Source organism: Streptomyces sp. NPDC020845 (assembly GCF_044334165.1).
GTDB lineage: Bacteria > Actinomycetota > Actinomycetes > Streptomycetales > Streptomycetaceae > Streptomyces.
The window spans coordinates 43,738-58,093 of record NZ_JBIRSJ010000030.1; the positions used below are offsets into that span (position 1 = coordinate 43,738).

Below are 14,356 nucleotides of genomic sequence, written 5' to 3' on the forward strand. Positions count from 1 at the left end.
AGCGCCGGGGGAACGACGCATCGCGAGGCTCAATCGCGGTGAGGAGGAGCCGGACGGCGGCCCCATCGCCCGAAGTGCCGTTCCAGAAGCAGCAGCAGGTCGACCAGGAAGGCGTCCCGCTCCTCCTCCAGCTCGGCGACGGACCGGCCGCCGGCCGCCGCCTCGCATCCGGCGACTACCCGCTCGCGCAGCTCGTCGGTGAACTCGGGTGGGTCGAGTCTGGTCAAGGGGTCGTGCAGCGACGGGCCGAATTGGTCGAGCATATGGGCCATGCCGCCGTGGCCGCCCGCCAGATGGAACGTCAGGGCCGGCCCCAACAGCGCCCAGCGCAGCCCGGGTCCGTGGGCTATCGCGGTGTCGATCTGGCCGACGGTCGCCTCACGGGCGGCGACCATGTGAAGCGCCTCGCGCCACTGGGCCTCTTGGAGCCGGTTGGCGATGAAGCCGGGCAGCTCCCGGTCCAACACCAGGGGAGTCTTCCCCGCATGGCGGTAAAAACGGTCGGCCCAGGTGACAGCGGCCGGGTCGGTGGCACGGCCGCCGACCACCTCCACCAGCGGTATGAGGTAGGGCGGGTTGAACGGGTGGCCGACGACGAAACGCCCGGGGGTGCGGCATGCGCTCTGCATGTCGGTCATGGTGTAACCCGACGTGCTCGACGCGACGACGACGCCGTCGGGCGCCGCAGCGTCGATATCGGCCAGGACACCGATCTTCACATCCAGCCGCTCGGGGACGCACTCCTGGACGAAGTCGGCCGCGGACACCGCCTCGGTGAGGGAGTCGGAGAAGCCGAGCCGGTCGCGCCGTGCGCCGTCGGCGAGGCCGAGCCGCCTCAGGGTGGGCCAGGCGCGGTCGACCAGCGCGTTCAGCCTGTCCTGCGCCCCCGGTCCGGTGTCGTAGGCGATGACGTCGTAGCCCATCCGCAGAAAGTGCGCGGCCCAGCCGCCTCCGATGAGGCCGGTTCCGACGACCGCGACGGTGCGGACCGACTCCGGATCCCTCCGCTCCTCAAACGCCATCACGAGGCCACCTCGGTACGCCGCGCCGGGCGCACATCCCGGCACAGCCGCTCAAAGTTGGCCACGTACAACCGCGCGTCCTCCATGGTGTGCTGAACCGACAGCGTGAACTGCTCGGACTTGCCCCACGACGGCAACAGGATCCCGCCGCCCACCTGGTAGAGCCAATGAGCCCGCCGCCACGGGGCGGGGGAGCGGAGGAAATCTCGGTAGTCACGCAGTCGGTCGGCGAAGATGACCGAGCCCTTGGCCCCGACCGAGGCGACGTGGCCGGGGATGCCGTACCGCGCCATCAGCTCCTCGACGCCGGTCACGATGGCCACGCGCAGGGCCTCCAGACGGCTGTACGCCTCCGGGGTGAGGACCTCGGTCAACATCGCGCGGGCCACCGCCATGGTCAGGGGGTTGCCGTTGAATGTGCCGACCTGCTGATAGGTGTTGTCGGCGATCAGCTCCATCAACTCGGCGGTGCCGCCGATGGCACCACATGGCAGCCCGCCACCGAGCGCCTTGGCCAGGCATACGATGTCGGGAGTGACACCGAACAGCTCGGTGGCCCCGCCGGGCGCCACCGCCAGACCCGTTTTCACCTCGTCATACGCCAGATACGCGCCATGCGCGTGCAGCAGATCCGCCAGCTCGGCGAGGTAGCTCGCCGGCGGTACGACGACGCCGATGTTCAACATGACCGGCTCGATGATCATCCCGGCGACAGAGTCCGGGCTCTCCTCCAGCACGGTGCGCACCGCGTCGATATCGCCGAACGGCACGGCCACCGTCAGACCGACGAACTCCCCAGGAATCGCCGGTCCGTGTGGCACCGACCGCGGCCGGTGGTCCGGGCCGATGTCCATCCCCTCCGGGGTGGGAAACGTCGACACCTGGACCGAGTCATGGTGCCCGTGGTAAGCCCCCTCGACCTTGATGATCCTCTTGCGGCCGGTGGCCACCCGCATCAGATGCACGGCGTCCATGGTGGCCTCGGTCCCGGAGTTGCTGAACCGCCATAACGGCAGCCTGAAACGGTCCCGTAAGAGCCGGGAGACGGGGATCAGGTCCTCGGTGGGGTGGCCGAAGTGGGTGCCAAGGTGCACCCGCCGCTCGACCGCCTCGACGACGGCCGGATGGGCGTGCCCGGCCAGGCCGGCTCCGAAACCGCCGTGCATATCGACGTACTCGGTCCCGTCGGCGTCCCGGACACGCCCGCCCTCGCCATGCTCGATCCAGATCGCCCCGGGCTGGGAATCCTGCCAGGCCGAGGCGACGCCCCCGGCCAGGGTGGCGCGGGCGGCTTCTCGTAGCTCGAGCGAGCACCGCATCCGGTCGGTGAGCAGCTTCTCGTGGGCCGCGATGAGTCTGTCCAGCTGTGCGAGATCGCGCTCTTCTGCTTGGGCGGTCAGAGTATTCCTCACGATCCACCTTTCACGGAGCAACAGCGCCCGGGCGCCGAGGAGGCCACTTCGGACGATCAATCGTCGGTTGGTTGCTCAGGTGCGGGTCGCGCTGGTCGATGTGGTCAAGACCCCGGGCGAACCTCTACTCACGCGTCGCACCGGGTGCCCAGCGAGGCCGCGCTCGCTGCCATGCGTAACACCAGGGTCTCTGTTCACTGTTGCATAACGCAAGGGATCCGGTGGTCACCAGAACGCCGGTCATTTGCCGAGTCTTTCCGCCACAGAGGCACGCCGGGCGAAGACCTTGTCCTGGGAGTCCTTCATCTCACGGAGGGCCGCTTTGCGCTCCCGCTGTGCGAGGCGGTCCAGATACAGGCGGCCGTGAAGGTGGTCGGTCTCGTGCTGCAGGCACCGGGCGAAGTAGCCCCTGCCCTCGATCACCAGCGGATTGCCGTCCTTGTCACGGCCCCGGACTATGGCATGGTCGAGGCGGGGAACCACGCGGTAGGGGCCGGGGACGGACAGACAGCCTTCAGGTTCCTCCACCAGGCGGCGGTGCTCGGCGGCCACCTCGTCCAGGGCCGGGTTGGCGATGTGTCCGACATGACGGACGCCCCACTCGTCCGTGATGTCCCAAACGAACAGTTGCAGGTCCACGTCGACCTGGTTGGCGGCGAGCCCGGCCCCCTCCGCAACCTGGTTGGTGGCGAACATGTCGTCGATCAGCTTCGCCAGCTCCGGTGTGCCGAACTCGGTCACCTCCCGGCACCGGCGGCGCAGAATCTCTTCCCCGACCACGGTGATCCGGCGCACCGCACCGCGATTCACCTCCGGAGCGAGCCGTGGATAGGACTCGACAGGCTCACCCTGTACCCGCACCCGACGATCCCGTGCCGAGTCACCGAACCCCATAGCCATGAACCATCCACGCCTTCCATGCCCAACGGCTTGCCAAGTCCTTTGCAAAGTAGCACTCTTTGCAAAGTGAGCGATGAAATCCGTCAAAGCGAAGCCGCGAGCCCCCTGCCGGACCGTGCCCGCCAGTCCCTCCCCGACCATCCCGTGCGCATCGCCTTGCTGGACCTGCTCGCCGAAACCGGCACCCTCACCTCCACCGAAGCCGCCGCCCGCCTCGGCCACAGCTCCGGACTCTGCTCCTTCCACCTGCGTCAGCTGGCCCGGTACGGCCTCATCGAGGAAGCGCCGCACCAAGGCGGCCGAGCGCGGCCGTGGCGGCTGCGGTGGGGCTCCCTCCACCCGATCGAGCAGGGAAAGACCGATCAGGGAAAGGCTGAAGAGTTCGGCACCCTCGCCCGCGGGCTGGAGGACGAGAGTTACCAACACTGGCTGGCTCACCGAGACCAGGCACCGGCCGCGTGGCAGCCGGACGAGTCCTTCAGCGCCGTCCTCCACCTCACCCCGACGGAGCTGGCTGAACTCGCCGCATCCATCCGCCGTCTGTTCGCCGGCTACGGCCACCGGGAGCACCACCCCAGCTCGCGCCCCCGGGATGCCGTGGCCGTAGCCGCGGTTGCCCGACTGTTCCCGCTTCTCGCTGAACATTCCGGTCAACCGCAGCCCGCGCCGCGTCGAAGTGTCGATGAATCGACTGACTCCTGAAAGGCTCAGGCCAGCATGTTCTCGATGAGGTCGGCGGCGCGCGGGGTGCCGCCCTCGGCCCGTGCGCCGGCGCGCAGCAGTGCCGAGCGGCGGCCGACCTCCGCGTCGGTGACCAGGTCGTTCAGGGCCGTCCGTAGGGTTTCGGCGGTGGCTTCCGGAGTGTCGATACGGCGTGCCACACCCAGTTCCACGAGCTGATCGGCGTTCATGAACTGATCGGCGGCCTGCGGCACGGCGATCATCGGGACGCCTGCCAGCAGTCCTTCGCCGCAGCCACCCATACCGGCGTGGGTCACGAAGGCATCAGCCTGCTCCAGAATCGCCCGCTGCGGGACCCAGGAGTGCACCTCGACGTTGGACGGGATGTCGCCGAGTTCGGCCAAGTCGGTGTACTTGCCGATCTGGAGTACGACGTGCCAACCGGGCAGGTTGCCGTAGGCCGCCAGGCACTGGCGGTAGAACTCCGGCTGACGGGTGCACGCCGAGCCCAGCGAGATCAGCAGCACGTTCTCCGCATCCCTCGGGCGGGTCCAACCGTCCCCACCCACACGTGTGTCGAAGCAGGGCCCGACAAAGGTCACCGTATCGGTGTCGACCTGGTCGGCGTGCGGTTGCATCGCCCGGGTGATCAGCGCCAGGGCCCGCGCGGGACGACCGGAGAAGGCGTCCACGTCGGTGGTGGACGCCCCGCAGTCGGCGAGCCACTGTGCGAACTTCGCCTGATATGCGTCGGCGCCCGGCAGCTGCCGCAGATGTGCCGCGACGTCCTGGTCGTAGCCCTCCCAGGCCACGAACGTCGGGGACAACTGCAACACGGGCCGGTCTTGCGATTCGGCCAGGGCGCGCGCGGCGTAGGCGCCGATGTCGTACAGATACAGGTCCGCCGGGTCTTGGTCGTAGGCGGCGCGCAACTGGGGAAGTGCCTGGATGGCGTCGTCGAGGAAGAGGCCCGCCGCGGCGATGGGGTCGTCGGGCCAGTTGTTGTCGGCGACCGGCAGTCGGGAGGCGCAGGGCACGAGTTCGGCGCCGGTGGCCGCGATCAGGTCGGCCACCGCGGGGTCGTTGGCGTAGGTGACCCGATGGCCGCGGGTCACCAACTCACGGATGATCTCAAGGCTCGGCAGGACATGGCTGACGGCGGGGATGCCGACCATCGCGATGTGGGCACGGCGACGGGACATGGAAGATCACTCATTTCAGTTCTACGGCGAAAAGGACACGGCAGGCCAGCGCCCCGACGGCTCCGAGACGAACTCGGTCACGGCGGCGCATATGGGCATGCGGGAGAGGAGCCGGGGCACTGCCCGGCCCGTGTCAGCCGTAGATCTGAAGGAGGAAGTACATGCCCGAGACCTTAGCCCGCCCAAGGCTTCTGGGCACGTCAATTACGGTCGGCCGCCATCCGGGGCCACCCGGGCGGGTGGCATGTGGGGTAGCGCATATTCTGACCAAGGTGGCGACGGAACGGGTCCTGGGGAATGCCAGTTCGATAGTGGGCTTTGGTGCCGAGGCGGTGGGCTGGTGTCGGCTGGCCGGTCCGCTCCCCACCCCGCCGGCGGGGGCACACGCTGCCGGGCGGACGCGGATGAGACCGCGCCGTAAGCCCTGGATCGCCTTCGTGCGGGCCTGCGGCTTCGTCCTGTTCTCGCCCCTGCTGCTGTTGGCCTTGCTGGAGGGCTTGCCCGGCTCTCCCAAGGCGTACCGCAACGACAAGCCCCGCTGGACCGAGCGGCGCCGGCGCCGGGAGTTGGCCCCGCAGCAGGGGCTGGACCGCGTCTTTGACGGCGACTGGCAGGGCGCGGCCGGCCGACTGCTCCTCGACTGGTACGGGCAGGCACCGGACGCGGAACGATTGCTTGTCGTGCACGCCGGCCGCTCCCGGATCCTGCTGCTGGCCGCTCCCTGGCTGCTCTGGAACCCGGGGCCGGCCCGCAAACTGCGGGTGGTGACCGAGATCCCCCCGGGCACGGCGCGCTTGGAAGTTCCGGAACTCTCCGGCCCGGACATCCCCTTCTTCCGGATCCGGTTCGCGGATGGGTCCTGGCTGGGCATGCGCTTCGCCGAATCGGAGGACGCCGCCGCGTCGGCCCTCAAGGCCTGCCGCGGCTCTCCGGTGGCCTCTGAGAACGGCTGACACAATGAGTGTTGGAGTTCGCCGTCCTGGGGCGTGGTCAGAGGGTGCTGAGGAGTGTCAGGCGCTCGGCGCTGGTGGAGCCCTGGTCGGCGTAGTAGATGACGATCAGCTGGCGGGCTTGCGGGCGCACCATCTTCTCGTAGTGCAGGTCGAGCTCGCCGACGAGCGGGTGGTTGAGCCGGGTGCAGCCGGTGTCGCGGCGACGGATCTCGCGGCGGGTCCACAGGGTGCTGAACCGCTCACTGGCGACGGTGAGTTCACCGATGGTCTCCAGCAACTCCGGGTCGGCGTCGTCGATGTTCAGCATGGCGCGCAGCCCGGAGACGGCCTTGGCGGTCATGTCGTCCCATTGCGGATAGAGGCTGTGCATCTCGGGTTCGAGGAAGGCGGCCCGCAGCGGGTTGTGGCCCACGGCGAAGAAGGGGCACAGCAACACGGCCAGCCGGTTCGCCGCGACGACGCGTCCGCTGGGGCCCTGGGCGTAGGCGGGAGTCTGCGGCCAGCTGTCCAGGAGCGGCTGGAGATCGCCTTGGTTCGTACGGGCGGGGGTGCGCGGCCTGCGGGCGGGCGGGGTGGGGTGCGCGAGGCGGTGCAGGTAGGCAACCGCGTCCTCGTCGAGCTGCAAGGCGCTCGCCAGGGCGGCCAGGATCTGGTCGGAGGGGTTGAGGTTGCGGCCCTGTTCCAAGCGCAGGTAGTACTCGGGGCTGATGCCGGCGAGCTGGGCGACTTCCTCCCGCCGCAGTCCGGGGACCCGGCGCCGCTCGCCCGCGGGCAGCCCCGCCTGTTCGGGGCTGATCTGCCCGCGCCGGGCCCGCAGGAACTCGCCCAGGGTGTCGGCCGTCTCGTGCGCCATGTTCTCGACGCTAGCCGCTCAGCAGCCCGAGGCGCATCAGGCTCTCGGCGGTGGCCGTGACGGCGTCCTCGTTGGAACGCGGGGACCAGCCCAACTCCTTGTGGGCCTTCGCATGGGAAGCGCGACGCACCACGCCCAGCTGCGGCACCGTCTCGCGCAGCGCCGGGTTGACCGTCGCCAGCAGGCGCAGCAGCCAGGTCGGAGCCGAGCCGGTGGGGGCCTTGGCGGCGGCCTCGCCGAGCCGCGTGCGCAACGCGAGGGCGATGTGGTGGAAGGAAACCGGCTCGCCCGCGAGCGCCAGATACCGCTCTCCCGCTGCCTGGGGCGCCGTCATGGCGCGCAGATGCAGGTCGGCCGCGTCGCGTACGTCGACCGTGTTGGTCCAGATCGGCGGCGCGGCGCGCATTCCGCCGGTCAGCATCGCGTGGATGATGCGGATCGATGCAGAGTAGTCCGGTCCGAGGACCGGCCCGAAGATTCCCACGGGGTTGATCACGGTCAGCTCCAGGCCGCCGCCCTCGGTCTCGACGAAGTCCCAGGCGGCCCGTTCGGCAACCGCCTTGGACTTGATGTACGCGGACACCCCCGGGCCCTCGGTGTCCGTCCAGTCGTCCTCGGTGAAGGTCCGACCGGTGTGGCCATGGCCGTAGCCCACCGCCGCGAAGGAAGAGGTCAGCACGGTGCGCCGGACGCCCGCGCCCCGAGCGGCGCGCAGGACCCGCAGGGCACCGTCACGGGCCGGGACGATCACCTCGTCCTCGTTCTTCGGCCGCGCTCCGGGAAACGGCGAGGCCATGTGCAAGACGTAGTCGGCCCCCTCCACGGCCCGGGCCCAACCATGGTCGGACGTCAAATCCGCCTCCACGTAGGAGACGCCGTCCGCGTGCGGGGCTCCGGCCACGGCGAGCATCCGCTCGACGTCGGGCCGCCGTGCCGCGGAGCGCACCGTGGTTGTGACGGTGTGCCCGGCGGTCAGGAGCTGCGCGATCGTATGGGAACCCAGAAACCCGGTTCCACCAGTGACGAGTACATGTGCCATGCCTTCATGGTCGACAGCCGGATCGTCGCGTTCCAGATCTCCCCGATACCAGTACTCCGAGGGACAGGCTCAGGTGCCGATGGTGACCAGCCGATGTTCGCGGCCATGTCGTAGATCCTATACGGAATCGCCTTCCGGGCCTGGCCGGGGAAGTCGTGCGTGTTGACCTTCACGGGCTGCTGGGCGGGTCGCCACTCGTGCCCGGCGTTCTTGTAGTCGCCGATCAGCTCCTTCTTCTTGGTGTCCACGCTGATCACCGGGTCACCAGCGTCGCTGTGATCTCGCGCCTGCTCGTTGAGGTAGCGGAACTGGGCGTCGCGGTCCGGGTGCTGAGCGCCTTCGACGGTCTTGGCGTTGGCCTGCAGACTGAAGCCTTCCTCCCGCAGCAGGCCAGCGACCGTGTCGGCGGAGACCCGGTGGCCCTGCCGGGCCAGCTCCGCTGCCAGCTTCCGGGTCGACTTCGTCGTCCACCGCAGCGGCGACATCGGATCGCCCCGCTCGTCGGGCTCGACCAACGCCAGCAGTGCGGGCAGCAGCCCCGGGGCGAGCTCACTCGCCTTCTTCCGGACTCCGCCAGGACGACGGACCCGCCCCAACGGTTTCTGGCCGGACTCCAGTTCAGCCACGCCGCGCGAGACCGTGCCCTCCCGGGCCCCGGCCGCAGCGGCGACGAGCCTGATCCCGCCATGCCCCAATGACCGCGCTTCCGCCCCTATGGCCAGCCGGCGCTGACGCTCGTCCAGGTGCGGCAACAACGCCTGGAACTTCGGGCCGTGGCGGACGAGTCCGCTCAGCTGGGTGGAGGTGACCCAGGCGTAGCCAGGCGGCGGATCCTGGGGAGCCTCGGCCTCGGTGGCATCGACGAGCAGATGGCGACTCACTGCGTTGCGGAACCGACCGCCCTCCTCCGAGCGCATCGCACCGTAGCGGATACGACGACCGGGGTGTCGAGACCACCTGCGAGCTGATCGAGGGGTACGTGAACGGCAAGGCATCGGGGGAGCGGACCGCCTCAGGCACCGCTTGATACGGCGGACCGGCGGTCAGTCGGGGGAACCCGATCGGCGGAACTGGTGGGCGGAACCCGATCGGCGGAACCGGCTGGTGGAACCAGCCGACGGGACCGGCGTACCGCGCGTGGCTCACAGCCGCGCGCGGTACCACGCCACCGTGTCGGCGATGCCGGCCGTGAAGTCGCGCGCCGGCCGGTAGCCGAGCTCGCGTCGGATCTTGTTCCAGTCGACCGAGTACCGCCGGTCGTGTCCCTTGCGGTCCTCGACCCAGTCGACCCGCTCCCAGCCCACGCCGCATGCGTCCAGCAGGAGCGCGGTGAGTTCCTTGTTGGACAGCTCGGTGCCACCGCCGATGTTGTAGACCTCGCCCGCCCTGCCTCCGGTGAGCACCGCGAGCAGACCGCGGCAGTGGTCGTCGACGTGCAGCCAGTCCCGCACGTTCTCGCCGTCCCCGTACAGGGGGACGCTGCCGCCCCGGAGCAGGGTGGTGACGAAGATCGGAATCAGCTTTTCGGGAAACTGGTACGGGCCGTAGTTGTTGGAGCAGCGCGTCACCCGGACGTCGAGCCCGTGTGTCCGGTGGTACGAGAGCGCCAGCAGGTCACTTGAGGCCTTGGTGGCCGAGTATGGCGAGCTGGGTTGCAGGCGGTCTTCCTCGGTGGCGGAGCCGAACTCGACCGACCCGTACACCTCATCGGTCGACACATGGACGAACCGAGAGATCTCGTGTCGCAGCGCGGCGTCCAGCAACACGCCGGTGCCCACCACATTGGTGTGCACGAAGGCTTGCGCGGAGTCGATCGAACGGTCCACGTGGGACTCGGCGGCGAGGTGGACGATGGCGTCGTGCCCGGGCACGACCCTGTCCACGAGCGCCGGGTCGGCGATGTCGCCCTGGACGAAGACAAAGCCGGGGGCGTCGCGCACCGGGGCGAGGTTGTCGAGGCTGCCCGCGTAGGTGAGCTTGTCCAGGACGGTGACCTGGACATCGTCGCCCAGCGGCCGCTCGGGTCCGAGGATCACACGGGTCAGATGGGAGCCGATGAACCCGGCGGCGCCGGTGATGAGGATCTTCATGCGCGTATCTGGACCTTGCTGTGATCGCCGAGTATCAGGCGGTGGGCTTGCGGGGTGCGCGGCGCCGGGGTCACCTCCACGGAGCGCCCGATGACCGAGGCCTCGATGCGTCCCACTCCGGCGATGGTCGCGTTGGGGAGGACGATGGAGTACTCGATTTCACTGTCGACGACCGAGCAGTCGTCGGCCACCGAGGTGTAGGGCCCCACATACGAGCCCTCGACGCGAGCACCGTTGCCGATGATCACGGGGCCGACGATCCGCGACCGTACGACGGAGGCGCCGGGTTCCACGACCACCCGGCCGACCAGCTCACTCTCCTCGTCCACCGCGCCCTCGACGCGGTGTTCGAGGCGGTCGAGAACGGAACGGTTCACCTCCAGCATGTCGGTGGCGTTTCCGGTGTCCTTCCAGTAGTCGGTGACGATCGACGATTCCACTCGACGCCCTTGGTCGATGAGCCACTGGAGGGTGTCGGTGATCTCCAACTCGCCACGGGCGGAGGGCCGGACGCTGTCGACTGCCTCATGCACGGCGGGGGTGAAGAAGTAGACGCCGACGAGCGCCAGGTCGCTCTTGGGAAACTCCGGTTTCTCCTCGAGGCCGATGACCCGGCCGGCCGCGTCCGTATCGGCGACACCGAACGCGGTCGGGTCGGATACGTGCGTGAGCATGATCTGGGCATCCGGTCGGGTCGCGCGGAACAACTCGGTCTGCTCGGTGATCCCACTGAGCAGGAAGTTGTCGCCGAGATACATGACGAAGTCGTCGTCACCGAGCCAGTCGCGCGCCGTCAAAACGGCATGCGCGAGACCGAGCGGCTTTTCCTGCGGAATGTAGGTGACGTCGACACCGAACCGGGAGCCGTCACCGACCGCGTCGCGGATCTCGTCGGCGGTCTCTCCTACGATGATGCCGACGTCCTCGATGCCGGTCTCCGCTATTCCTTCGAGGACGTAGTAGAGAATCGGCTTGTTGGCCACCGGAACCAACTGCTTGGCCGAAGTGTGGGTAATGGGACGTAGCCGAGTTCCGGAACCTCCGGAAAGGACAAGTGCCTTCACGGTTCTCCTCGCTGCGATGCGATGCCGTGCGCTGCGCTGCCGAGCGACGGGAATCAGGGCTGGTATACGGGCAGCAGCCCGGCCTCCTGGGCCTCGGCCACGGTGGGCGCGACAGTGTCCTCGGCGGAGAGGATGGGCTCGACGCCGGGGATCCAGTCGATACCGGGATCGGGGTCGAGCGGATGAATGGCGCGCTCGCGCTCCGCGACGTGCCCGGCGGAGCACATGTACACGATGGTCGCTTCCTCGGTGAGCCCCTGCACGGCGTGCCCGATGCCCTCGGTCAGGAAGAGCACCTGCCGGCTCTGGTCGTCCAGGTCCACGATCTCCCAACGGCCGAAGGTGGGCGATCCGACCCGCAGGTCGACCATCACGTCACGTACCGCGCCGCTCGCGCAGGTGATGTACTTCGCCTGACCGGGCGGGAGATCGGCGAAGTGAATGCCGCGAATCGCTCCTCGGCGGATGGTCGGGAGATTGGCCTGGCCGAGCGGCATGCTGCGGCCGGTCGTTTCCTGGAAAACGTCCCTTTGATACCACGCTGCGAACGTGCCTCGAGCGTCGTTGAAAAGTTGAGGCTGGAACAACCAGGTGCGTCAATGGACAGCGGTTTTATCATCAACGTGCCCTTCCCCCGTTGCGCATGACAGGCGATTACCCCAAATCTCTTTGCTCCGGCGACAGCAATGCCGAGCCGACCCCCCATACGTTCTCGAACACTACCTGCTGAGCCATGATCGCGCGAGAGTCATCGGCCACTTGACCACCAGTCCCACGTGACGATTCACCCCCCAACTCAACGTGTGCGTGGGTAGATGGGAACCCACAACCGGCCGCGCGGGTGACGAGTGGAGCGCCTTCTTGGCCCGATCCTGAACTTTTCAAGGTGACATCGGGTATTGAAACTGTCTGAATGGGTCGGCATGGCGGTCGGATGACGCGGCTGTGGTGTCCACGAGGCCGGGTTGAACGACGGTGACTGGGATGCCGGTGGTGCTGTGGGACGTGCCCCAGCCGTCAGAGGCTGGTGATCAGGCCGTCGAGCGGGGCGGGTATGCGGTCGGGGCCGAGGGCTTCGACGAGGACGCGACCGTAGTGGATCTTGCGCCCCTTCTTCGTACCGAGGAAGCGCCGCAACTGCTGCTGTGAGGTGCGGCTTCGCTGCGCGGGCTGGCGCAGGAAGGTCTGCAGGGCGCGCAGGTCTCCCTCCGCCCGGACGAGTTCTTCCACCCGCCTCACGCCCAGCGCACGGATGAGCTCGTCCTCCAGATCCGCCGCGCAGACGAAGAACCCTTGTCGTCCCGCACCGGCCCGCGCCAGGCCACGGGCGTAGTAGCCACGCTCCGCCTCGTCGCACAGTCCCGTGAGGCGCAGGCCCAGGCCGGATGGCCCGAGGAGGCCGGCGAAGCGCCCGACGCTCATCGCACCGCCCATCGGCAGGACGCAGACTCCTTCGGCCGCCAGGTTCCGGCCGCGGCGCGCGGCCAGCGTGCTGACCGCTGCGGCGTCGCTCAGCCCTTCGAGCAGGACGGCCGTCCGGACGGGCAGCCGCGCGGCCAGCTCGCGCGCGGGGTCGCCGGGGCCACCGGCCGCCCATGCGGTGACCGCCTCCCGGAACAACTCCATGTCAGCCATGAGACGAGTTTCCGCCCCTGTCCGGCCACCACGCCAGAGGATTCCGCCGGCGCGTCCTGGCCGGCGGGCGTTGCCAGTGGTGGCTGGCAGGGTGGTCGGTATGAAGGCCCACAGTCTGCAGGTGGACCGCTCGGAGCGTTCGGGAGCGGTCTTCGGCAACGCGACGACGCGGGCACTGGACGCGTCCGTCGAGGCCGCCCGTCTGGACGCGCTGGGCGGGCGGTATGAGCGGGCCTTGGTGGCCCTGACGGAGGCGATCTCGTACCGCAGGCCCCGGGCGACGGGGCTGCGCGATCAGATCCGTCGGCTGCTCGGGGAGACGTACATGGTGACTTTTCACGAGTTCGCGACCGACCCGCGGTACGTGCCGGAGGTGCTGCCCGTGCTGGCGGCCGGGCAGGCGCGACAGCGCCGGGACGACAGGTCGTTGACCCACCGCCTGGGGGCGCCTTCCACGTGGTGCGCGAGCCGGCGGACGAGATCCTGCGACAGATAAGGGAAGGCACGTACCGCTGCACCGCGGACGGCCCGTTCGGCCGCGCCGTGGAGGAGGCGCGGGAGCAGGCCCGCTGGGGCGACACCGACGCGGCCTGGCGCACTCTGCGCGCCGCGCTGCCCGAATGGCTCCCGCTCGGCCCGGACCACCTCGCCCCGGTCGGCCTGTGCGCCGACCTGCTCATCAGTCCTTTGATCACGCCGGAGCGGGGCCGGGAACTGCTGGCCACGCCCCGGGCCGGACAGCAGGGCGACGCCCCGCCTCCTGCGGCCGACCTGGATCCGCCGGGTCTGGCGTGGCTGGCGGAAGGAGATCCCGGCAACTTCCTGGTGTCATACCGCTTCCTCCTCGTGGAAGGGGTCGAGCCGACCGAACTGCCCGGCCGTATTGGCGCCGACGACTCCGCTGTCCTGGACGAACCCACGACCCTGTGGGACTCGCGTACGCGTGTGCACCAGATGTGGGAGGACGAGGCCCTGACCGCCGTCGGCCGGGCGGGCCCAGGCTGGAGCTTCGCCTTCGAGCCGCAGTCGGGCCGCGGCTTCAACGAAGGGCGGTTCGTCTCTCCAGGCACCGCCGCTTCCCGGGGCACCCGCGCGGTGACGGTGTGGAGCGAGCCTTCCCACGGGGACCGCCCAGGCGTCGTCCATCTGTCGGTCGCGGAGAGAGGCGAGGAGCGGTACGCGTTCACCGTCCGGGGGGCCGCCGTCAGCAGACGGGGTACCGTGCCGGTCGCGTTGGACCCGGACGGTCTCTTCCCGCAGGACGAACCGCACGAGGAGCGGCTGGGCGAGCGCCGCGTCTTGGAAGCCCTGGCGGCCGAGTTCGGCGACCGGCTGCCGCGGTTGGCCCTCGAGCGCGGACGTCTGCATACCTTCCGCACCCGGTCCTGGAGCCGCCCCCCGAGTCCGGGCGAAGGTTTCGTGATGATCGACATCGGGTGGCAGCAGCCGTAGGGGCCATGGTGGGGCAAGGCGGGCCATGGGGCTGAAGGGCTACGCGGTGGCAG

The 14,356-nt window shown here is 69.2% G+C and carries 14 protein-coding genes and 2 pseudogenes; 4 read left to right on the forward strand and 12 right to left on the reverse strand.

The genetic code is table 11. The annotated features are described in order from the left end of the window. Positions 1-29: 29 nt before the first annotated feature. The 3 genes from ACH4U7_RS49460 to def form a co-directional block, all read right to left on the reverse strand. Positions 30-1,022 carry a 3-hydroxyacyl-CoA dehydrogenase NAD-binding domain-containing protein gene (locus tag ACH4U7_RS49460; RefSeq protein WP_398534325.1) on the reverse strand — a complete coding sequence of 331 codons (993 nt, stop codon included), beginning with the start codon at positions 1,020-1,022 and terminating at the stop codon, positions 30-32. Next, a complete protein-coding gene (locus ACH4U7_RS49465) occupies positions 1,022-2,434 on the reverse strand; it encodes an aspartate aminotransferase family protein (RefSeq protein ID WP_398534326.1) in 1,413 nt (470 codons plus the stop codon). The genes ACH4U7_RS49460 and ACH4U7_RS49465 overlap by 1 nt, the downstream gene beginning before the upstream one ends. A 240-nt stretch (positions 2,435-2,674) precedes the next feature. Further along, on the reverse strand, positions 2,675-3,334 hold the full coding sequence (gene def / locus ACH4U7_RS49470; RefSeq protein ID WP_398534327.1) for a peptide deformylase: 660 nt from the start codon (positions 3,332-3,334) through the stop codon (positions 2,675-2,677). Between the two features lie 66 nt (positions 3,335-3,400). On the opposite strand from def, the gene ACH4U7_RS49475 reads away from it, so the two are divergent. Continuing rightward, on the forward strand, positions 3,401-4,036 hold the full coding sequence (locus tag ACH4U7_RS49475) for an ArsR/SmtB family transcription factor (RefSeq protein WP_398534370.1): 636 nt from the start codon (positions 3,401-3,403) through the stop codon (positions 4,034-4,036). Positions 4,037-4,041: 5 nt separating this feature from the next. On the opposite strand, the gene ACH4U7_RS49480 is transcribed toward ACH4U7_RS49475, so the two are convergent. Further along, a complete protein-coding gene (locus tag ACH4U7_RS49480; protein ID WP_398534328.1) occupies positions 4,042-5,217 on the reverse strand; it encodes a macrolide family glycosyltransferase in 1,176 nt (391 codons plus the stop codon). A 404-nt stretch (positions 5,218-5,621) separates the two neighbouring features. On the opposite strand from ACH4U7_RS49480, the gene ACH4U7_RS49485 reads away from it, so the two are divergent. Then, on the forward strand, positions 5,622-6,170 hold the full coding sequence (locus tag ACH4U7_RS49485) for a hypothetical protein (RefSeq protein ID WP_398534329.1): 549 nt from the start codon (positions 5,622-5,624) through the stop codon (positions 6,168-6,170). 37 nt (positions 6,171-6,207) lie between these two features. On the opposite strand, the gene ACH4U7_RS49490 is transcribed toward ACH4U7_RS49485, so the two are convergent. The 8 genes and pseudogenes from ACH4U7_RS49490 to ACH4U7_RS49525 form a co-directional block, all read right to left on the reverse strand. After that, complete coding sequence (locus ACH4U7_RS49490) at positions 6,208-7,023, reverse strand: helix-turn-helix domain-containing protein (protein ID WP_398534330.1); 816 nt, start codon at positions 7,021-7,023, stop codon at positions 6,208-6,210. Between the two features lie 10 nt (positions 7,024-7,033). After that, positions 7,034-8,062: an SDR family oxidoreductase gene (locus ACH4U7_RS49495; RefSeq protein ID WP_398534331.1), complete on the reverse strand. Its 1,029-nt coding sequence runs from the start codon at positions 8,060-8,062 to the stop codon at positions 7,034-7,036. An 86-nt stretch (positions 8,063-8,148) separates the two neighbouring features. After that, positions 8,149-8,817, reverse strand: a pseudogene (locus ACH4U7_RS49500) (ISAzo13 family transposase); the annotation flags it as partial. A gap of 75 nt (positions 8,818-8,892) precedes the next feature. Beyond that, positions 8,893-9,057 (reverse strand): annotated as a pseudogene (locus ACH4U7_RS49505) (NDP-hexose 2,3-dehydratase family protein); the annotation flags it as partial. A 147-nt stretch (positions 9,058-9,204) separates the two neighbouring features. Continuing rightward, the gene (rfbB, locus tag ACH4U7_RS49510) at positions 9,205-10,152 is read right to left on the reverse strand and encodes a dTDP-glucose 4,6-dehydratase (protein ID WP_398534332.1); all 948 of its coding nucleotides are present in this window, start codon (positions 10,150-10,152) and stop codon (positions 9,205-9,207) included. Next, positions 10,149-11,216, reverse strand: a complete 1,068-nt coding sequence (locus tag ACH4U7_RS49515; RefSeq protein WP_398534333.1) for a glucose-1-phosphate thymidylyltransferase — start codon at positions 11,214-11,216, stop codon at positions 10,149-10,151. The genes rfbB and ACH4U7_RS49515 overlap by 4 nt, the downstream gene beginning before the upstream one ends. Positions 11,217-11,269: 53 nt before the next feature. Then, the gene (locus tag ACH4U7_RS49520) at positions 11,270-11,803 is read right to left on the reverse strand and encodes a dTDP-4-dehydrorhamnose 3,5-epimerase family protein (RefSeq protein WP_398534334.1); all 534 of its coding nucleotides are present in this window, start codon (positions 11,801-11,803) and stop codon (positions 11,270-11,272) included. 430 nt (positions 11,804-12,233) lie between these two features. Continuing rightward, the gene (locus ACH4U7_RS49525) at positions 12,234-12,851 is read right to left on the reverse strand and encodes a TOPRIM nucleotidyl transferase/hydrolase domain-containing protein (RefSeq protein WP_398534335.1); all 618 of its coding nucleotides are present in this window, start codon (positions 12,849-12,851) and stop codon (positions 12,234-12,236) included. A gap of 100 nt (positions 12,852-12,951) precedes the next feature. On the opposite strand from ACH4U7_RS49525, the gene ACH4U7_RS49530 reads away from it, so the two are divergent. Together ACH4U7_RS49530 and ACH4U7_RS49535 are read left to right on the forward strand one after the other, a co-directional pair. Next, positions 12,952-13,347 carry a hypothetical protein gene (locus ACH4U7_RS49530; protein WP_398534336.1) on the forward strand — a complete coding sequence of 132 codons (396 nt, stop codon included), beginning with the start codon at positions 12,952-12,954 and terminating at the stop codon, positions 13,345-13,347. Continuing rightward, positions 13,311-14,303 (forward strand): hypothetical protein, encoded by a 993-nt coding sequence (locus ACH4U7_RS49535; protein WP_398534337.1) that lies wholly within the window; start codon positions 13,311-13,313, stop codon positions 14,301-14,303. Before ACH4U7_RS49530 ends, ACH4U7_RS49535 begins: the two co-directional genes overlap by 37 nt. The last annotated feature ends 53 nt before the right edge of the window (positions 14,304-14,356 follow it).

Excerpts from the sequence above, each read along its gene's own strand:
- ACH4U7_RS49460 (WP_398534325.1), bottom strand. The coding sequence starts at position 1,022 with ATGGCGTTTGAGGAGCGGAGGGATCCGGAGTCGGTCCGCACCGTCGCG.
- def (WP_398534327.1), bottom strand. The coding sequence starts at position 3,334 with ATGGCTATGGGGTTCGGTGACTCGGCACGGGATCGTCGGGTGCGGGTA.
- ACH4U7_RS49480 (WP_398534328.1), bottom strand. The coding sequence starts at position 5,217 with ATGTCCCGTCGCCGTGCCCACATCGCGATGGTCGGCATCCCCGCCGTC.
- ACH4U7_RS49485 (WP_398534329.1), top strand. The coding sequence starts at position 5,622 with ATGAGACCGCGCCGTAAGCCCTGGATCGCCTTCGTGCGGGCCTGCGGC.
- ACH4U7_RS49490 (WP_398534330.1), bottom strand. The coding sequence starts at position 7,023 with ATGGCGCACGAGACGGCCGACACCCTGGGCGAGTTCCTGCGGGCCCGG.
- ACH4U7_RS49495 (WP_398534331.1), bottom strand. The coding sequence starts at position 8,062 with ATGGCACATGTACTCGTCACTGGTGGAACCGGGTTTCTGGGTTCCCAT.
- rfbB (WP_398534332.1), bottom strand. The coding sequence starts at position 10,152 with ATGAAGATCCTCATCACCGGCGCCGCCGGGTTCATCGGCTCCCATCTG.
- ACH4U7_RS49525 (WP_398534335.1), bottom strand. The coding sequence starts at position 12,851 with ATGGCTGACATGGAGTTGTTCCGGGAGGCGGTCACCGCATGGGCGGCC.
- ACH4U7_RS49530 (WP_398534336.1), top strand. The coding sequence starts at position 12,952 with ATGAAGGCCCACAGTCTGCAGGTGGACCGCTCGGAGCGTTCGGGAGCG.